This is a genomic window from Photorhabdus caribbeanensis, assembly GCF_018448885.1.
Lineage (GTDB): Bacteria > Pseudomonadota > Gammaproteobacteria > Enterobacterales > Enterobacteriaceae > Photorhabdus > Photorhabdus caribbeanensis.
This window is the reverse complement of the sequence record NZ_RCWB01000018.1, coordinates 88675-105554: the sequence shown is the minus strand read 5'-3', so window position 1 is coordinate 105554 and position 16880 is coordinate 88675. Positions and strand designations below refer to the sequence as shown.

General features: G+C 43.8%; 12 protein-coding genes and 1 riboswitch. Of the genes, 7 read left to right on the top strand and 5 right to left on the bottom strand.

From position 1 onward, the window contains the following. Nucleotides 1-331 precede the first annotated feature (331 nt). From EAE90_RS13385 to rppH, 5 genes are all read right to left on the bottom strand, one after another. Nucleotides 332-514 carry a hypothetical protein gene (locus EAE90_RS13385; protein ID WP_246550699.1) on the bottom strand — a complete coding sequence of 61 codons (183 nt, stop codon included), beginning with the start codon at nt 512-514 and terminating at the stop codon, nt 332-334. A gap of 191 nt (nt 515-705) precedes the next feature. Then, complete coding sequence (gene thyA / locus EAE90_RS13380) at nt 706-1500, bottom strand: thymidylate synthase (protein WP_214053905.1); 795 nt, start codon at nt 1498-1500, stop codon at nt 706-708. After that, nucleotides 1497-2372 (bottom strand): prolipoprotein diacylglyceryl transferase, encoded by an 876-nt coding sequence (lgt, locus tag EAE90_RS13375; protein WP_214053904.1) that lies wholly within the window; start codon nt 2370-2372, stop codon nt 1497-1499. Before lgt ends, thyA begins: the two co-directional genes overlap by 4 nt. A gap of 75 nt (nt 2373-2447) precedes the next feature. Then, nucleotides 2448-4694 carry a phosphoenolpyruvate--protein phosphotransferase gene (gene ptsP / locus EAE90_RS13370; RefSeq protein ID WP_214053903.1) on the bottom strand — a complete coding sequence of 749 codons (2247 nt, stop codon included), beginning with the start codon at nt 4692-4694 and terminating at the stop codon, nt 2448-2450. Between the two features lie 9 nt (nt 4695-4703). Continuing rightward, the gene (gene rppH / locus EAE90_RS13365; RefSeq protein WP_214053902.1) at nt 4704-5234 is read right to left on the bottom strand and encodes an RNA pyrophosphohydrolase; all 531 of its coding nucleotides are present in this window, start codon (nt 5232-5234) and stop codon (nt 4704-4706) included. Nucleotides 5235-5347: 113 nt separating this feature from the next. Next, nucleotides 5348-5452: riboswitch (TPP riboswitch) on the top strand. Between the two features lie 72 nt (nt 5453-5524). Between rppH and thiB the strand changes: the two genes are divergently transcribed. From thiB to rapA, 7 genes are all read left to right on the top strand, one after another. Beyond that, nucleotides 5525-6538 (top strand): thiamine ABC transporter substrate binding subunit, encoded by a 1014-nt coding sequence (thiB, locus tag EAE90_RS13360; protein WP_214053901.1) that lies wholly within the window; start codon nt 5525-5527, stop codon nt 6536-6538. After that, nucleotides 6514-8118 (top strand): thiamine/thiamine pyrophosphate ABC transporter permease ThiP, encoded by a 1605-nt coding sequence (gene thiP, locus EAE90_RS13355; protein ID WP_214053900.1) that lies wholly within the window; start codon nt 6514-6516, stop codon nt 8116-8118. The genes thiB and thiP overlap by 25 nt, the downstream gene beginning before the upstream one ends. Next, a complete protein-coding gene (thiQ, locus tag EAE90_RS13350) occupies nt 8111-8818 on the top strand; it encodes a thiamine ABC transporter ATP-binding protein ThiQ (RefSeq protein WP_214053899.1) in 708 nt (235 codons plus the stop codon). The genes thiP and thiQ overlap by 8 nt, the downstream gene beginning before the upstream one ends. A gap of 171 nt (nt 8819-8989) precedes the next feature. Further along, nucleotides 8990-9469 carry an Hcp family type VI secretion system effector gene (locus EAE90_RS13345; protein WP_036776964.1) on the top strand — a complete coding sequence of 160 codons (480 nt, stop codon included), beginning with the start codon at nt 8990-8992 and terminating at the stop codon, nt 9467-9469. A gap of 2 nt (nt 9470-9471) precedes the next feature. Next, entirely contained in the window at nt 9472-10212 is a 741-nt protein-coding gene (locus EAE90_RS13340; RefSeq protein ID WP_214053898.1) for a hypothetical protein, read from the top strand. 1226 nt (nt 10213-11438) lie between these two features. Beyond that, a complete protein-coding gene (locus tag EAE90_RS13335; RefSeq protein ID WP_214053897.1) occupies nt 11439-13787 on the top strand; it encodes a DNA polymerase II in 2349 nt (782 codons plus the stop codon). 179 nt (nt 13788-13966) lie between these two features. Beyond that, nucleotides 13967-16873, top strand: coding sequence for an RNA polymerase-associated protein RapA (gene rapA / locus EAE90_RS13330; protein ID WP_214053896.1), 2907 nt, complete (start codon nt 13967-13969; stop codon nt 16871-16873). The last annotated feature ends 7 nt before the right edge of the window (nt 16874-16880 follow it).

Here is a 16880-nt window from a genome sequence, read left to right as displayed (position 1 = left end):
CGAAACAAAATAATTCCCATTGAGGAATAAAGAAGCGGCAAAAATCATCGACATCGCAGAAAATTTCAACTAACTTGTTCATAGCCTGTTCCTCCCCGGAGCTGTTTCGGCGTGCACCAAAACATTGCTCCTGGAACAGGCTTCATGTCAATTTCTTATCCAGAATTCGGGTTAAGACTAATACGCCATAGAGAGTTTTTTACTATACCCTATGAATTTAAAGATGAATCACGACGGCAAGGGAGCGAATCCCCGGGAACATAGAGAACTATGTGACCGGGTGAGTGAGTACAGCCAACAAAGAGGCAACTTGAAAGATAACGGGTATATATCAAGCCCGATGTTCCCTGCGCCTACGAAGTGCTTCTTCGGGGACCATTTTTCTACCTTCTATAATGTCTTTCTTAGACAGCATAGCGATTTTAAACAACGCTATCGCCTGTTGTTCTGCGTTTATATCTGCTTGATCTTTCCCACGTTCCAATTTAGATATCCCATTTTTCACAATAAACATCCTACACTCCAAATACTCTGAATTACCAAGCAGATCTCTGACTTTCTTCTGAGAAATAGTATTTTCTGAAAAATAGTATTTATGGCCTTTTTTCTCTACTTCTGCACGTTTGTGTTTATATTATCAAAATTAAAAGGGAGACAATTCACACTCAATAGTCTCCCTCCAGATTATTGCTAATAACCAAACAACTAAATAGCAACCGGTGCCTTTATTCCCGGGTACGGGTCATAATCAACTATTTCAAAGTCATCAAATTTATAATCAAAAAGTGATGCTGGTTTACGCTTTATCACCAGTTTTGGCAGTGAACGCGGTTCACGGCTGAGTTGTAATTTTGTCTGCTCCATATGGTTGCTATAAAGATGGGTGTCGCCACCAGTCCAGACAAAATCGCCCACTTCCAAATCACACTGTTGCGCCATCATATAAACTAGCAACGCATAGCTCGCAATATTGAACGGTAAGCCAAGGAATACGTCACAGGAACGTTGGTAAAGCTGACAGGAAAGTTTGCCATCCGCAACATAAAACTGGAAGAAAGCGTGGCATGGCGCTAATGCCATTTTATCCAGTTCACCAACGTTCCAAGCAGAAACGATGATTCTACGTGAATCTGGATCGCTTTTAAGCTGTTCCAGTACGGTTTTCAATTGGTCAATCTGGCGGCCATCTGCGGTGCCCCATGCACGCCATTGCTTACCATACACAGGCCCCAAATCACCATTGTCATCCGCCCATTCATCCCAAATAGTCACCCCATTTTCATGCAGGTATTTAATATTCGTATCACCATTCAGAAACCAAAGAAGTTCATGAATAATTGAACGGATATGGCAACGTTTAGTTGTCACTAGCGGAAAGCCATCCTGCAAATTGAAACGCATCTGATGCCCGAAAATGGAGAGAGTTCCCGTCCCGGTGCGGTCTGCCTTCGGAGTGCCCTCTGCAAGCACTCTTGTCATTAAATCCAGATACTGTTTCATTTTACCTCTTGTACCTTATTACCTTGGTGTTTGTATGCCCATATCACCATTAAAATTCCCGCCAGGATCATGGGTATAGAAAGAATTTGTCCCATGCTAATCCCGTCGAATAAACCCAATTGTGCATCCGGTTGGCGGAAAAACTCGACTATTACCCGGAAGATACCGTAACCAATTAAGAATAAACCAGAAACACTGCCCATCGGCCGAGGTTTACGGATATATAAATTCAAAATAATGAACAGAACTATCCCTTCTAACGCCATTTCATAAAGTTGCGAAGGGTGACGTGGCAGAACGCCATATTGTTCAAGTACTGATAGCAATGAAGGTTCCGTTGCAGCCAGTGCAATATCTTCACTGCGGGAGCTTGGGAACAGCATCGCCCACGGCGTATCCAATGTGACACGTCCCCACAACTCGCCGTTAATAAAATTACCGATTCTCCCCATGCCTAAGCCAAAAGGGACTAACGGTGCAATGAAGTCAGCAACTTGTAAGAAATGGCGTTTCGTTCTGCGACCAAACCACCACATTGCACAGATAACCCCCACCAAACCACCGTGGAAAGACATTCCACCGTCCCAGACTTTAAATAAATAAAGCGGGTTGTCGAGAAAGGCAGGGAAATTATAAAACAGGACGTAGCCCAGACGGCCACCAACAAATACGCCAGCAAAACCCGCATAAAGCAAGTTCTCTACTTCGTTTTTTGTCCAACCACTATTGGGTTTCGCTGCCCTGCGTGTCGCTAGCCACATGGCGAATACAAACCCAACCAGGTACATGAAACCATACCAATGGAGGGATATTGGACCTATTGAAAAAATAACCGGGTCAATATTAGGAAATGCCAGGTAGCTGTTACTCATCTTTCCCCACTTAATATTTAGCGTTAATGCCCTAAGGCAATTGATTGAAAATCATAACACAGGCCGTTAAACGGATTAAATGCCACCTCTGACCAAACCGCCAACCCCATGCTGCTCCATAAACGTTACTGATAGTTCCTTTACTCTTAGGCTGGTTTCAGCTTGTAGTATTTCAGCCATTAATTTTTCAACCTGAGCCATCTCCAGATGGCGTAATAAATACTTAATCCTTGGCACACTACAACCACTCATACTCAGACTACGATAGCCAAGACCAATCAATAATAACGCACCCATCGGGGTTCCTGCCATTTCACCACAAATACTGGCTGTAAGACCTGCTCGTTGGCTATTGTCAAATACCAGTTTTAATGCCCGAATTACCGCCGGATGCAAGCAATCATAAAGAGAAGCGACGTGAGTATTATTCCGATCCACAGCCAATAGATATTGTGTTAGGTCATTGGTGCCAATAGACACAAAATCGACTCTCTTTTTGAGTTGTAGCAACAAGAAAATCATCGAAGGAACTTCAATCATTACACCAAGTTGAGGCATAGGTATTTGACGCGCCAACATTTGCTCGACTTCCTCTTTCGCCCTGTCTACTAATCGCTTAGCTTCATCAATTTCTTCTACACTCGTTACCATTGGCAGCAAGATTTTCAGATTACCCGTCTCAGCGTTAGCCCTGAGCATTGCCCTAAGCTGAATAAGAAAAATCTCCGGTTGATCCAGCATCACCCGTATACCACGCCATCCCAAACAAGGGTTCTCTTCGCTAATCGGCATATAAGGCAGTTGTTTATCGGCACCGATATCAAGTGTACGTAATACCACCGGTTTATCGGGAAATAATTGCAACATCTCCTGATAACGCGCTTTTTGTTCATCTTCTGACGGGAAACCGCTGTGCAGCATAAAGGGTATTTCAGTGCGATAGAGTCCAACACCATCAATACTGTTACTGATTTGTAACTCATATTTCAGGCTCAAACCTGCATTGAGCTGAACCAGAATGCGTTCACCACTTTTGAGCCGCGCTTCCTGATCAACATCCCCCTCAGCCAGTTTGCTCAGTGCTTTTTCTTCTTCAATAATCTGTTTATATTCCTGCGAAATCAGTGGCTCAGGTTCAATAAATACTTCTCCACGGAAACCATCAAGAATCAGCATACGATTGTGCAGAAGTTCCGGCTGGATATCTGCTCCCATAATGGCCGGGATACCCATTGCACGCACCAATATGGCTGAGTGTGAATGGGTAGCGCCATCACGAACAATAACCCCAGCTAATCTTTCTTGCGGCACTTCTGCCAATAGGTTGGCACTCAGTTCATCTGCAACCAGAATAAACCATTCAGGCCATTGATGGCTGGCAGTCAGCGAATCATCAAGATGAAATAATAATCGCTGCCCAAGTGCCCGTAGATCCGATGCTCTTTCCCGCATATAAGCATCCTGCAAGCTGGCAAATTGTTCTGCGTATTTCTCAATAACTTGTTTAACCGCCCATTGCGCCACAGATCCCTGTTCAACACAGGAGAACAGATCTTGTTTCAACTGAGGATCATTCAAAAGGTAGGAATAAAGATCAAAAATTGCGGCACTCTCTTTTTGAGAACCCGCGGTAAAACGTTTACTGAGCCGACGACATTCCGCCGTTGCATCTTCAAGCGCCTGAATCAAACGAGAACGTTCCGCCGCGTGATCAAGGGTTGAAGCTTCAAAAATTTGGTCAAGTGAGGGTTGGGAACAATCTTGCCACCCCTGAGCCATCACGATGCCATTGGAAATTGCCAGCGCTTTAATTCTGGTTTGCCGATACTGACCAAACAATCCCTTAGTCTGAGCTTGAGCAAGGATTACCGCCAATTGTGTCGCAAGCGTCACCATAAAGGACTCTTCGGTTTCATTAAACAGGCGTTGTTCCTGCTGTTGTACGACTAAAACACCTTGCAACTGGCGGCGATAGACCACCGGAACGCCCAAAAATGCGCGGAAGCTATCCTCTTTCACTTGAGGCAAATATTTGAAACTTGGATGGCTGCGAATATCAGCCAGATTAATCAGTTCAGACAATTGACCAACTTGTCCGACGACTCCCTCACCAAAAGCCAAACTGACAGCCCTTCCCCGGGGTTTCCTCAACCCTCGGGTTGCCATCAGGTAATAACACCGCCGTTGATGATCAGCAAGATAGATAGAACAGACATCTGTGTTCATCGCCAAACAGGTTTCGTTCACCAATAGCTCAAGCGCTTCGGCCAGATTGGTTGCCATCGCAACTTTTTCAACAATTTCCCGTAAGCGCATGAGCATAGAACTCACCTAACTTCTTTTGCGACGATAAGAATACGAAGAACGTGGCAGGGGTGAGTTTTCCTGCATTGGCATTACAACCGAAGCAAACTCTTTCATCACGCGCCGATAAACATCACGCTTAAAAGAGACAACCTGCCGGACAGGGTACCAATAGCTGACCCAACGCCAACCATCGAACTCCGGGGTATTACTGTGTTGCACATTAATATCTTCTTCATTACAGAGCAGTTGTAATAAAAACCACCGCTGTTTTTGACCGATACAGACAGGTCGTGTATCCCAACGCACCAAACGCTTGGGTAATTTGTAACGCAACCAATTACGAGTAGCGGCCAGAACACGTACATCTTTCCGACCTAACCCCACTTCTTCATACAGTTCCCGGTACATAGCCTGTTCTGGTGATTCCCCCGGATTAATGCCCCCTTGAGGAAATTGCCAGGAATGCTGCCCATAACGCCGGGCCCACAAAACCTGGCCTTGCCGATTACAAATTACAATTCCTACATTCGGGCGGTAGCCATCATCATCGATCACCAGACTACCTCGATAAACTAAATTTGAAAGATGACTAATTGTTTCACACTACCCTCAAGTGGTAAACCTCTATCATTGGACTTTGCAGTCGCTAGCTAAATCTCTACAATAGCGCCATCTCAACGGGGTGCTGGCTGTTTAAAACAGCCTTGCTGAGAGTAAACCCGCCGAACCTGATCCGGCTAATACCGGCGTAGGGATTTGAGCTGCTAACTATTTCACAGACATCATCTTGCCGTTTAGCGCCTCCTCAAATCCTTTGCCAATCCTCTTAATGTAAGGAGAGCAAAGTGTTTAAGACGTTATTTTCCAAATTAATCGCACTGACGGCCCTATCAGCTTCTACGTTGCTATTGAGTCAGGTTGTACAAGCTAAACCGGTATTAACGGTTTATACCTATGATTCTTTTGCCGCAGAATGGGGACCCGGGCCAGCAATTAAAAAAGCCTTCGAAGCTGAATGTGACTGTGAACTGAAACTGGTCGCTCTGGAAGATGGCGTTTCTTTGCTCAATCGCCTAAGAATGGAAGGAAAGCGTACTGCTGCCGATATCATCCTTGGGTTAGATAACAATTTGGTTCAAGCGGCGCAACAAACGGGGCTGTTCACTGCAAGTCAAGTGGATATCAGCAAACTGGCACTGCCGGTGTCATGGCATAACCAAATCTTCATTCCTTATGACTACGGCTATTTTGCCTTCATTTACAACAAAAAGACTTTGCCAAACCCGCCAAAAAGCATGGATGAGCTCATCAATAGCCACAATAACTGGAAAGTGATCTATCAAGATCCTCGCACCAGCACACCGGGGCAAGGTTTGCTGTTATGGATGCAGAAAATTTATGGTGATGATGCCCCACAAGCCTGGCAAAAACTGGCGAAGAAAACACTCACTGTTACCAAAGGTTGGAGCGAAGCTTATGGTCTGTTCCTGAAAGGAGAAGGCGATATGGTGTTGAGCTATACCTCTTCACCGGGCTACCATCTTTTATCTGAGAAGAAAGACGATTATGCTGCCGCTACCTTCAATGAAGGTCATTACCTGCAAGTCGAAGTGGCCGCACAACTAGCCTCTAGCAAGCAGCCGGAGCTTGCCCAAAAATTTATGCAATTTATGCTGACTCCTGCTTTCCAACAGGAAATTCCAACCACTAACTGGATGTATCCGGTCATTGATATCCCACTCCCGGAAGTGTATTCACAACTTTCAATACCTGAAAAATCGCTGCAATATCCCGCAGAAGAAGTCGCAAAATACCGTAACCAATGGATTCGTGCATGGCAAAGCGCTGTCAGCCGCTGATGGCCGGATGGCTGTTACCGGGGGTCATTGCCTCCGGTCTTTTACTATTGGTCGCCTTACTAGCGTTCGGTGCGCTTTGGTTTAATGCACCTGAACGTAATTGGTCTCTACTGGCAGAAGATAGCTATCTGTGGCATGTAGTGGGTTTTACATTCTGGCAGGCTTTTTTATCGGCGCTGTTTTCTGTTATCCCGGCGATTGTTCTTTCCAGGGCACTCTATCGCCGTCATTTTCCAGGCCGAACTCTATTTCTCCGCCTGTGTGCTATGACACTGGTTTTGCCTGTATTAGTCGCGCTATTCGGCATTCTGACGGTTTATGGCAGAGCCGGCTGGCTGGCTCAGTTCTGTGAATGGATCGGCATCGATTACCATTTCACCCCTTATGGTTTACCAGGAATTTTGCTGGCGCATATCTTCTTTAATATGCCGCTAGCAACACGGCTTTTACTGCAATCACTGGAAAACATCGCGGTGGAACAGCGGCAATTAGCGGCGCAGCTAGGTATGAATGAATGGCAACATTTCCGTTTTGTTGAATGGCCTTATCTGCGCCGCCAGATCCTGCCCACTGGCGCACTGATTTTTATGCTCTGTTTCGCCAGTTTTGCTACCGTGCTGGCGTTAGGTGGCGGACCTGCTGCAACAACTGTCGAACTGGCAATCTATCAGGCGTTAAGCTATGACTATGATCTCAACCGTGCCGCGTTATTGGCGTTGATTCAGATTATCTGCTGCCTTGGCCTTGTGCTCCTCAGCCAGAAGCTTAACAGTGCCCTATCTGTCGGCTACAGCAACCAACAACAATGGCGTAATCCACAGGATACTTTGTTGAGAAAAATCTGTGACAGCCTGTTAATTATCGCTGCATTATTACTACTCGTACCGCCACTATTGGCGGTTATCGTGGATGGCCTGAACAGCGGGTTGCTTAATGTATTGCGCCAGCCTGCATTGTGGCAAGCATGTATCACCTCAGTAGTGATTGCTTTAGGGGCAGGGTTATTATGTGTTTTATTCACTATGATGCTGCTGTGGAGCAGCCGTGAGCTGTACCTGCGTCATTTCCCTCATTGGGGACAAGCAATAGAAATGAGTGGTTTGCTAATCCTTTCTATGCCGGGCATTGTATTGGCAACAGGATTCTTTCTGTTGCTCAATGATACCGTCGGCCTGCCCCGTTCACCCTATGGTCTGGTGATTTTAACCAACGCACTGATGGCAATTCCCTATGCCCTGAAAGTTCTGGATAATCCAATGAAGGATCTGGCGGCCCGCTATAATCCACTGTGTCGCTCCCTGAATATTCAAGGTATTAACCGACTGCGCTGGATTGAACTAAAAGCACTGAAAGTTCCGCTGGCACAAGCGCTGGCCTTTGCGTGTGTTCTCTCTATTGGAGATTTTGGCGTTGTCGCGCTATTTGGCAATGAAGATTTCCGTACTCTGCCTTTCTATCTCTACCAGCAAATCGGGGCTTACCGGAGTCAGGATGGCGCGATCACTGCTTTATTGCTGTTATTGTTATGTTTTATGCTGTTTAGTTTACTTGAACGCTTACCGAGACCACGTAATGCTTAAACTTGAAAATCTGACTTACCGCTATGAACATCTGGTGATGCGCTTTGACTTGCAAATTAAAGCCGGAGAACGTATCGCAATCCTAGGCCCTAGCGGGGCGGGTAAAAGTACACTCCTAAGCCTGATCGCCGGTTTTCAAACAGCAGAACGAGGTTCCCTATGGCTGAATGGGAAAAATCATACCAGCACGTCACCTGCTCAACGCCCAGTCTCCATGTTGTTTCAAGAAAATAATCTCTTCTCTCATTTGACAATTGAGCAAAATATTGGGCTAGGCTTACACCCCGGATTACACCTTAATAGCACGCAGAAACAGATATTACAGCAAATAGTCTCTCAAGTTTCGTTGGAAAATTGCCTGACCCGTCTGCCAGCTCAACTTTCTGGTGGACAACGGCAGCGGGCAGCATTAGCCCGTTGCCTAGTACGCCAACAGCCAATTTTATTACTTGACGAGCCATTTTCTGCCCTAGATCCGGCACTGCGTAATGAAATGCTGGTATTACTGGAACAAATTTGCCACGAACGCCAGCTTACATTACTGATGGTTTCCCATAATCTGGATGATGCCGCTCGTATAGCTGATCGCGCTTTATTAATCGTTGATGGCAATATCCATTATGACGGCTTAACAAATACACTGGTTGCCGGCACTGTTCCTGAAGCAGCTATTTTGGGAAAGAAGGTCGCTTCCATTTAGGCGTTATCAATGTCATCGCTATCAGAATAAACGGGAACAGGATATAGCTTAGTATTTAGATTATTTCCTTCTGTGACCAAAGTCTATATTTTAAAAATAAAACTGGGCAATATAAATCTTTTTTTGTTATAAGTATTTTTTATGTATTAATTTTTCATAAAGGATTTAATAATGTCTAATTTGATTTATGCGACCATAAAAGGAAAGAACCAAGGGTTAATTTCAGCAGGCTGTTCTACTTTTGATTCTATTGGTAATAAATATCAAGAGAACCACCGGGATCAAATACTAGTTTACTCCGCTACCCATTCTTTAACGCGAGTACAACACGTAAGCCATCATCCTTTTAATATCATAAAACCCATCGATAAATCCTCTCCTTTACTTGGACTGGCAATTTCAAACAACGAAGAACTTCATATCCTGTTAGATTTTTATAGAACTTCATCAGAAGGTGCTCAAGAAAAGTTTTATTCAATAGAATTAACAAAAGCAAAAATAAATGCTTTTAATACTAATTACCCCCACTCTTTAACTCATGCAGAAAATCAACCAGAAGAGAGTATCTCTGTCATTTATCAAAATATAACGTGGAGTCATCACATTGCTGGTACTTCTGCTTATAGCATCAGAGATGATGAGGTTTATTAAGAATGAATCAATTGCGTGACAGGGTATTAAGTAATAATTTTTGTACATATAACCCAAATTCCAGGCCATCTTTTAGGAGATGGGATGAAATAGATGCTTCAATTTATCTTCTTAATCAATTTATTCCAGGCTCAGTAAATTATCTGGATGGTTATAAAGATGCATATGTGAAATATAACAGAAACCTAATTTTAAAATATGCCCATATAGAACAAATCCCACCAAATCTTTTGGCTGGTGTTGCCAGAATAGAAGCGGGCGGTAAACCAGATATGTGGAAGTTAAACACTATTACAATGAGGCAATGGCGTGAACAGGCTTTTAATCTTGATAAAACTCGCTCAAAAGGCTCAAATGAAACTTCTACGGGTATAGTTGCAATACAGATAAGACATGTAGCAGATATGATGGGTTTCGACTCAAATACATTAACAACAACAGACCAGTTAGAAATTGCAACTTGCCTTCAAATTGATGAATTTAATATTAAAATGGTTGCTCGTCATTTAAGAGATTTAATTCTCTATGATTATCCTAATGCAGATACCAAGAACTTAACAAAAGAACAATATATCATGGCTGGTTCTAGATATAACCGTGGTATAACAAGAAAAAAGGGAGATTTCATAAGAATAATGAACACTCCGCCAGAATTAAGCACTACTGATGAAAAAAAATGGATTTCTTACGGAGTAAGTATATATAAGCGGCTAGATTATTTAGATAATTTACTTAAAGGATAAAAAATGAAAATATCAGATATATTTACATTTTTTATGTTAAGTTTTTTATCCTTTGGATTAATTAACTCATTCGCTTTTCCTAGGGTTACAGACTTTTTTGACTTCAACTCAATTGATTGTGATATATGGCAATATGAAGATGGAGGCATTGATATAATCACTTCCATATTTATATTAATCCCACTTAGTCCTTTTTATATAGCCTGTTTTTACAAGTCATATGTTTTATTTAAAAACAATAAAATTAGATCAATAAGCTATTTTATTTTTGCCTCCATTTTTATTCTTTATTGGTTCTATACTTACTACGTTAGATTTATGTTTTATTGCTAGATAAGATAAGAAAAATAGCTCTGGTTAAGTTATGAAATATAAAAATCTATCTCAATAGCAATTATCCATAGTAGATTATCATCCATAACTCATCTCTGGCGAATTTTTGTAAAATGGAATACTTTATTATTCCTACCCATAAAGCCAGCCGCTCTCTCGAACGTTACCGGATGGGTTACTCATCAGATAAAATCTAAATATTCTCAAACAATTTTTTCTACTAATAATAACCATATTTTAATAACCATGATTTTTAACAATTTAAATAAATAGTTATTTAGAGTATTAAATATTTAGGTTCGTCAGACGTGCCTGCGAATATTGCTATTCTATATTCCGCCGTACCTTGTGCCGGAAATTATTATATATTAGCCAGACAAATGGGTGGTAATTATGAGGCAATGGTATCTATTATACCCTATGGATTTCAAGATGCATCGCGACGGCAAGGGAGTGAATCCCCGGGAGCATAGATAACTATGTGACCGGGGTGAGCGAGTGCAGCCAACAAAGAGGAAACTTGGAAGATAACGGGTATATCACATGGAATACGTTATTATCCATCATTACTGTAACTTTAATTATTGGTAGTATTGAATTATATAAACACACTTAAGAATAAAGCCAGATAATATTATTATAGCAATGCCAATAACGAATGAAATACGTTTTCTACGACTATATTCTTATAGATATATTCAATAATATCTGCCTATCTCACTTAAAATTATTTTATTTTCTATTCTTTGCAATAAAGAGATAGTTTCGGCAATGTTTCGATTATCATTTATGCACCACATCACAATATAGTGAGATTAGGCAACTGTATAAATAACCATGACTCAATGCTATAATTGTAGTTATTTTCAACAAATATAAGCGCCTGCCTCTATATGCAACAGAATCATGCTGAACAAGGTTTTATACTGACACGCCATTGGCGGGATACTCCCTCGGGTATTGAGGTGGAATACTGGCTGGCGACAGATCAGGGGCCACGTCATATAAAAATTCTTCACCAACAAGCTGTTGCTTTTATCTTGCAAGCTAATATGCCGCAGGTGGAAAAAATTCTGGCGCAAGAGCGCAACTACCATCTCCGCCCACTGTCATTGAAAGATTTCAATCGCCAGCCTGTTGCCGCGCTTTATTGCCGGCAATATCGCCAATTACAACGGATTGAGAAAGTGCTACAGCAACAGGAAATTCAAGTTTATGAAGCAGATATCCGTCCACCAGACAGGTTTATGATGGAACGTTTTATCACTGCTCCCATCTGGTTCAGTCAGGCGCCTAATGGTAGCTATCAGATGAAGCCTAACCCAGCTTATCGCCCAACATTGAAATGGGTATCCCTGGATATTGAAACCAGCAGGCATGGAGAACTCTATTCCATTGGATTAGCAGGATGTGATCAGCAAAAAGTATTTATGCTTGGCCCTGCTAACAGTAATGAGCACCCGGTAAATTTTGATTTGGAATATGTAGCAAGTCGTCCGCAAATGCTGGAAAGACTCAACGAATGGCTGGAAAAATATGACCCTGACGCCATTATTGGCTGGAACCTGATTCAGTTCGATCTGCGGATTTTACAAAAACATGCTGAACGCTATGGTGTTCCACTGAAATTTGGACGGGCTGGAGGGTTACTGGAGTGGCGGGAGCACGGCTTTAAACCGGGGCACTTTTTCGCTTCTACGGCCGGTCGGTTGATTATTGATGGTATTGAAGCACTGAAAACCGCTACCTGGAATTTTCCTTCTTTCAGTCTGGAATATGTCTCGCAAGAGCTATTGGGCGAAGGCAAAGCCATTGATACACCCTATCAGCGTATGGATGAGATTGACCGCCGTTTCCAGCAAGATAAGCCCGCACTGGCACAATATAATCTGCAAGACTGTATTCTGGTAAACCAGATTTTCGATAAAACCCACTTAATGAAGTTCCTGTTGGAAAGGGCAACAGTTACCGGTCTCGCCGTAGATCGCAGTGGCGGTTCAGTCACCGCTTTCACCCATCTTTACATGCCAAAAATGCACCGCATCGGTTATGTCGCCCCAAATCCAGGCGGGAAGCCTGAAGATAACAGCCCCGGTGGTTTCGTGATGGATTCTCGCCCCGGCTTGTATGATTCAGTGCTAGTGTTGGATTATAAAAGTCTGTATCCCTCGATTATCCGCACTTTTCTTATCGATCCTGTCGGTATGGTGGAAGGTCTGGCACAGCCGGACAGCGAGCATGCGGTTCCCGGTTTTCGCAATGCCTTCTTTTCCCGTACTCAGCACTGTCTGCCTGATATCGTGACGCAAATCTGGCATGAACGTGACGCAGCAAAAAAACAGCATAACGCCCCATTGTCACAAGCATTGAAGATCATCATGAACGCTTTTTACGGTGTTCTTGGGGCGGAGGGCTGTCGTTTCTTCGACCCGCGCCTGACTTCTTCCATTACTATGCGCGGCCACGAAATTATGCTCCAGACCAGAAAGCTGATTGAATCTCAAAACTATCAAGTTATCTACGGTGATACAGATTCTATCTTTATTTGGCTGAAACAGGCGCATGAAGAAGAATTGGCTCTCAGTATCGGCAAAGAACTTGCGCGATTCGTTAACCAATGGTGGCAAAAACACCTGCAAGAACATTTTGGGCTTAAAAGCACCCTTGAGTTGGAATTTGAAACTCACTATCGCCGTTTTCTGATGCCAACCATCCGTGGGGCTGAACAAGGCAGTAAAAAGCGTTATGCCGGTCTGAGTGGCGACCGCATGGTCTATAAAGGTCTGGAAACGGTACGCACTGACTGGACGCCTCTGGCGCAAAATTTCCAGAAGCAACTGTATTCATTGATTTTTCATGAACAGCCTTATCAAGAGTTCATCCGTGGTTATGTTACCAGTACCCTAAAAGGAAAATTTGATGATAAACTAATCTACCGTAAAAGGTTGGGCCGGAAGTTGTCTGACTATCAGCGCAATGTACCACCCCATGTAAGGGCAGCAAGGCTGGCAGATGAATACAATCTGCAACATAACCGGCCCTTGCAGTACCAAAATGGGGGTTGGATAAGCTATGTCATGACACAATCCGGGCCGGAACCACTGGAAAATCTGCATTCATCACCAGACTATGATCACTATATCAATAAGCAACTTCAGCCTATCGCTGATGCTATCCTGCCGTTTTTACAGGATGACTTTATAACTTTACTCACCGGACAGATGGTAATGCCTTTTGGCTGATTACTATTTTTTGCAGGTGACGACCGGCTTTGCTTCCATTAACATATCGCCCCTTTGACGAGTGATAAGGGAATTAACGGGGTGTTTTGCTGTTGCCCATTATCTCCGTTAGACCAAATAAAAAGCTGTCGTCCTCCACCTATGAATAACATTATCTAACAGAAACTGAGTTAAAATTTATGCCATTTACCCTCGGTCAACGCTGGATCAGCGATACAGAAAGCGAACTTGGATTAGGAACCGTTGTTGCACTGGACGCACGAATGGTCACTTTGCTCTTTCCTGCCAGCGGCGAAAACCGCCTCTATGCACGCAATGATTCTCCTATTACCCGTGTTATGTTTAACTCGGGGGATGTTGTCACCAGCCACGAAGGCTGGCAACTCAAAGTGGATGAAGTCCAACTAGAAAATGGCCTGCTGATTTATACAGGCACACGACTTGATACTCTGGAAGAAAATATCAGTCTGCGCGAAGTGTTCCTTGACAGTAAACTTACCTTCAACAAACCACAGGATCGCCTGTTTGCTGGTCAGATTGACCGTATGGACCGCTTTGCCTTGCGTTTTCGCGCCCGTAAATATCAAAGCGAGCAATTTAAATTAGCTGAAAGCGGTTTGCGAGGTATCCGCGCAAGCCTGATCCCTCATCAACTTCATATCGCTAATGAAGTCGGCAAACGCTACGCGCCAAGGGTTCTGCTGGCCGATGAAGTCGGTTTGGGTAAAACTATCGAAGCCGGGATGATCATCCACCAGCAATTGCTGGCCGGTCGTGCTGAACGTGTTCTGGTGATTGTGCCGGAGAGCCTTCAACATCAATGGCTGGTAGAAATGCTACGCCGCTTTAATCTGCGCTTTGCCCTGTTTGACGATAGCCGCTATACCGAAGCACGACACGACAGTGATAATCCATTTGAAACAGAACAATTGGTACTCTGTTCACTGGATTTTGTCCGCCGTAACAAACAGCGTTTTGAGCATATGCTTGAAGCCCATTGGGATCTGATGGTAGTGGATGAAGCTCACCATCTGGCCTGGAGCGAGGATGCTCCTAGCCGTGAATATCAGGTTGTCGAACAGTTATCTGAACAGATCCCCAGTGTATTGCTATTGACTGCAACACCAGAACAGCTAGGGCAGGAAAGCCATTTTGCTCGTCTACGCCTACTTGATCCAAACCGCTTCCACGATTATCAAGCTTTTATTGACGAACAACAAAAATACCGTCCAGTTGCCGATGCTGTCACACTGCTATTATCCGGTGAACAGCTTAATAATAATCAATTAAACCTAATGGGTGAGTTGATTAGTGAGCAGGATATTGAGCCTCTGCTGAAAGCCGCCAATAGTAACAGTGATGAAAGTGAAACTGCACGCCGTGAACTGATTTCCATGCTGATGGATCGTCATGGCACCAGCCGTATTCTGTTCCGTAATACCCGTAATGGCGTAAAAGGCTTCCCCCGTCGCGAACTGCACCAGATAAAGTTGCCTCTGCCATCACAATATCAGACCGCTATTAAAGTCTCCGATATTATGGGCGCTAAAAAATCGCTGGAAGCACGCGCATGGGATATGCTCTACCCAGAACAAATTTATCAAGAGTTTGAAGGCGAAAATGCTACCTGGTGGCACTTTGATCCCCGCGTAGAGTGGTTACTTGGTTTTCTGATGGCGAATCGCCATGAAAAAGTGCTGGTAATTTGTGCGAAAGCAACCACCGCTCTGCAATTAGAACAGGTACTACGTGAGCGTGAAGGGATTCGCGGTGCTGTTTTCCATGAAGGTCTATCACTGGTTGAACGTGATCGCGCCGCAGCTTATTTTGCTTCCGAAGAAGAAGGCGCTCAGGTATTACTGTGCTCCGAAATTGGCTCAGAAGGCCGCAACTTTCAGTTCGCTAATCAATTAGTGATGTTTGATTTACCATTCAATCCAGATTTACTGGAACAGCGTATTGGACGTCTGGATCGTATCGGCCAAAGCCGTGATATCCAGATTAGTGTGCCTTATCTGGAAAATACCGCCCAAGCAGTCCTGATTCGTTGGTATCACGAAGGTTTGGACGCATTCGAGCATACCTGTCCAACCGGTCGTACTATTTATGATCACTATTATGAAACTCTGCTGAACTATCTTGCCAAACCCAATAGCCAGGAAAAATTTGGGGAATTTATTGATCAGTGTCGCCAGCAACATGAGCAACTCAAACAGCAACTGGAGCAAGGCCGTGACCGGCTGCTGGAAATGAATTCCAATGGCGGCGAGCATGGTTTGCGGCTGGCAGAAAAAATTTCAGAGTATGACAATGATACTGATCTGGTGAACTTCTCTCTCAACTTATTTGATATCGTTGGTATCAATCAGGAAGATCGCAATGACAATATGATAGTGCTGACGCCATCCGATCATATGCTGGTCCCTGATTTCCCTGGGTTGCCAAAAGATGGTTGTACTATCACTTTTAATCGTGAACAGTCACTGTCCCGTGAAGATGCCCAATTTATCAGTTGGGAGCACCCAATTATTCGTAATGGGTTGGATCTGATCCTTTCCGGTGATACGGGTAGCTGTGCGGTATCCCTTTTGAAAAATAAAGCGTTACCTGTCGGAACCCTGCTGGTAGAGCTGATCTACGTAGTTGAAGCTCAGGCTCCGAAACACCTGCAATTGACCCGTTTCCTTCCACCAACGCCATTGCGGATACTGATGGACCTGAAAGGCAATAATCTGGCTGGTCAAGTGGAGTTTGAAAGCTTTAACCGCCAGCTTAATGCGGTGAATCGTCATACTGCAAGTAAACTGGTCAATGCGGTACAAAAAGAAGTTCACGCTATTTTGCAACAGGCCGAAGGTTTAGTAGAGACTCAGGCTCAATCACTGATTGAACAAGCGAAACAGCAAGCAGATGAAAATCTCACTGCTGAACTTTCCCGCCTGGAAGCATTGAAGGCCGTCAATCCAAATATTCGCGATGATGAATTGGAAGCCATTGAATCCAATCGCCAACAGTTACTGCTTAACTTAAATCAGGCAAGCTGGCGTCTGGATGCTATTCGCCTTGTTGTCGTTACGCATCAGTAAATATTAG

Excerpts from the sequence above, each read along its gene's own strand:
- ptsP (WP_214053903.1), bottom strand. The coding sequence starts at position 4,694 with ATGCTCATGCGCTTACGGGAAATTGTTGAAAAAGTTGCGATGGCAACC.
- thyA (WP_214053905.1), bottom strand. The coding sequence starts at position 1,500 with ATGAAACAGTATCTGGATTTAATGACAAGAGTGCTTGCAGAGGGCACT.
- lgt (WP_214053904.1), bottom strand. The coding sequence starts at position 2,372 with ATGAGTAACAGCTACCTGGCATTTCCTAATATTGACCCGGTTATTTTT.
- EAE90_RS13345 (WP_036776964.1), top strand. The coding sequence starts at position 8,990 with ATGTCTAATTTGATTTATGCGACCATAAAAGGAAAGAACCAAGGGTTA.
- EAE90_RS13335 (WP_214053897.1), top strand. The coding sequence starts at position 11,439 with ATGCAACAGAATCATGCTGAACAAGGTTTTATACTGACACGCCATTGG.
- thiP (WP_214053900.1), top strand. The coding sequence starts at position 6,514 with ATGGCAAAGCGCTGTCAGCCGCTGATGGCCGGATGGCTGTTACCGGGG.
- EAE90_RS13385 (WP_246550699.1), bottom strand. The coding sequence starts at position 514 with ATGTTTATTGTGAAAAATGGGATATCTAAATTGGAACGTGGGAAAGAT.
- EAE90_RS13340 (WP_214053898.1), top strand. The coding sequence starts at position 9,472 with ATGAATCAATTGCGTGACAGGGTATTAAGTAATAATTTTTGTACATAT.
- rapA (WP_214053896.1), top strand. The coding sequence starts at position 13,967 with ATGCCATTTACCCTCGGTCAACGCTGGATCAGCGATACAGAAAGCGAA.
- thiQ (WP_214053899.1), top strand. The coding sequence starts at position 8,111 with ATGCTTAAACTTGAAAATCTGACTTACCGCTATGAACATCTGGTGATG.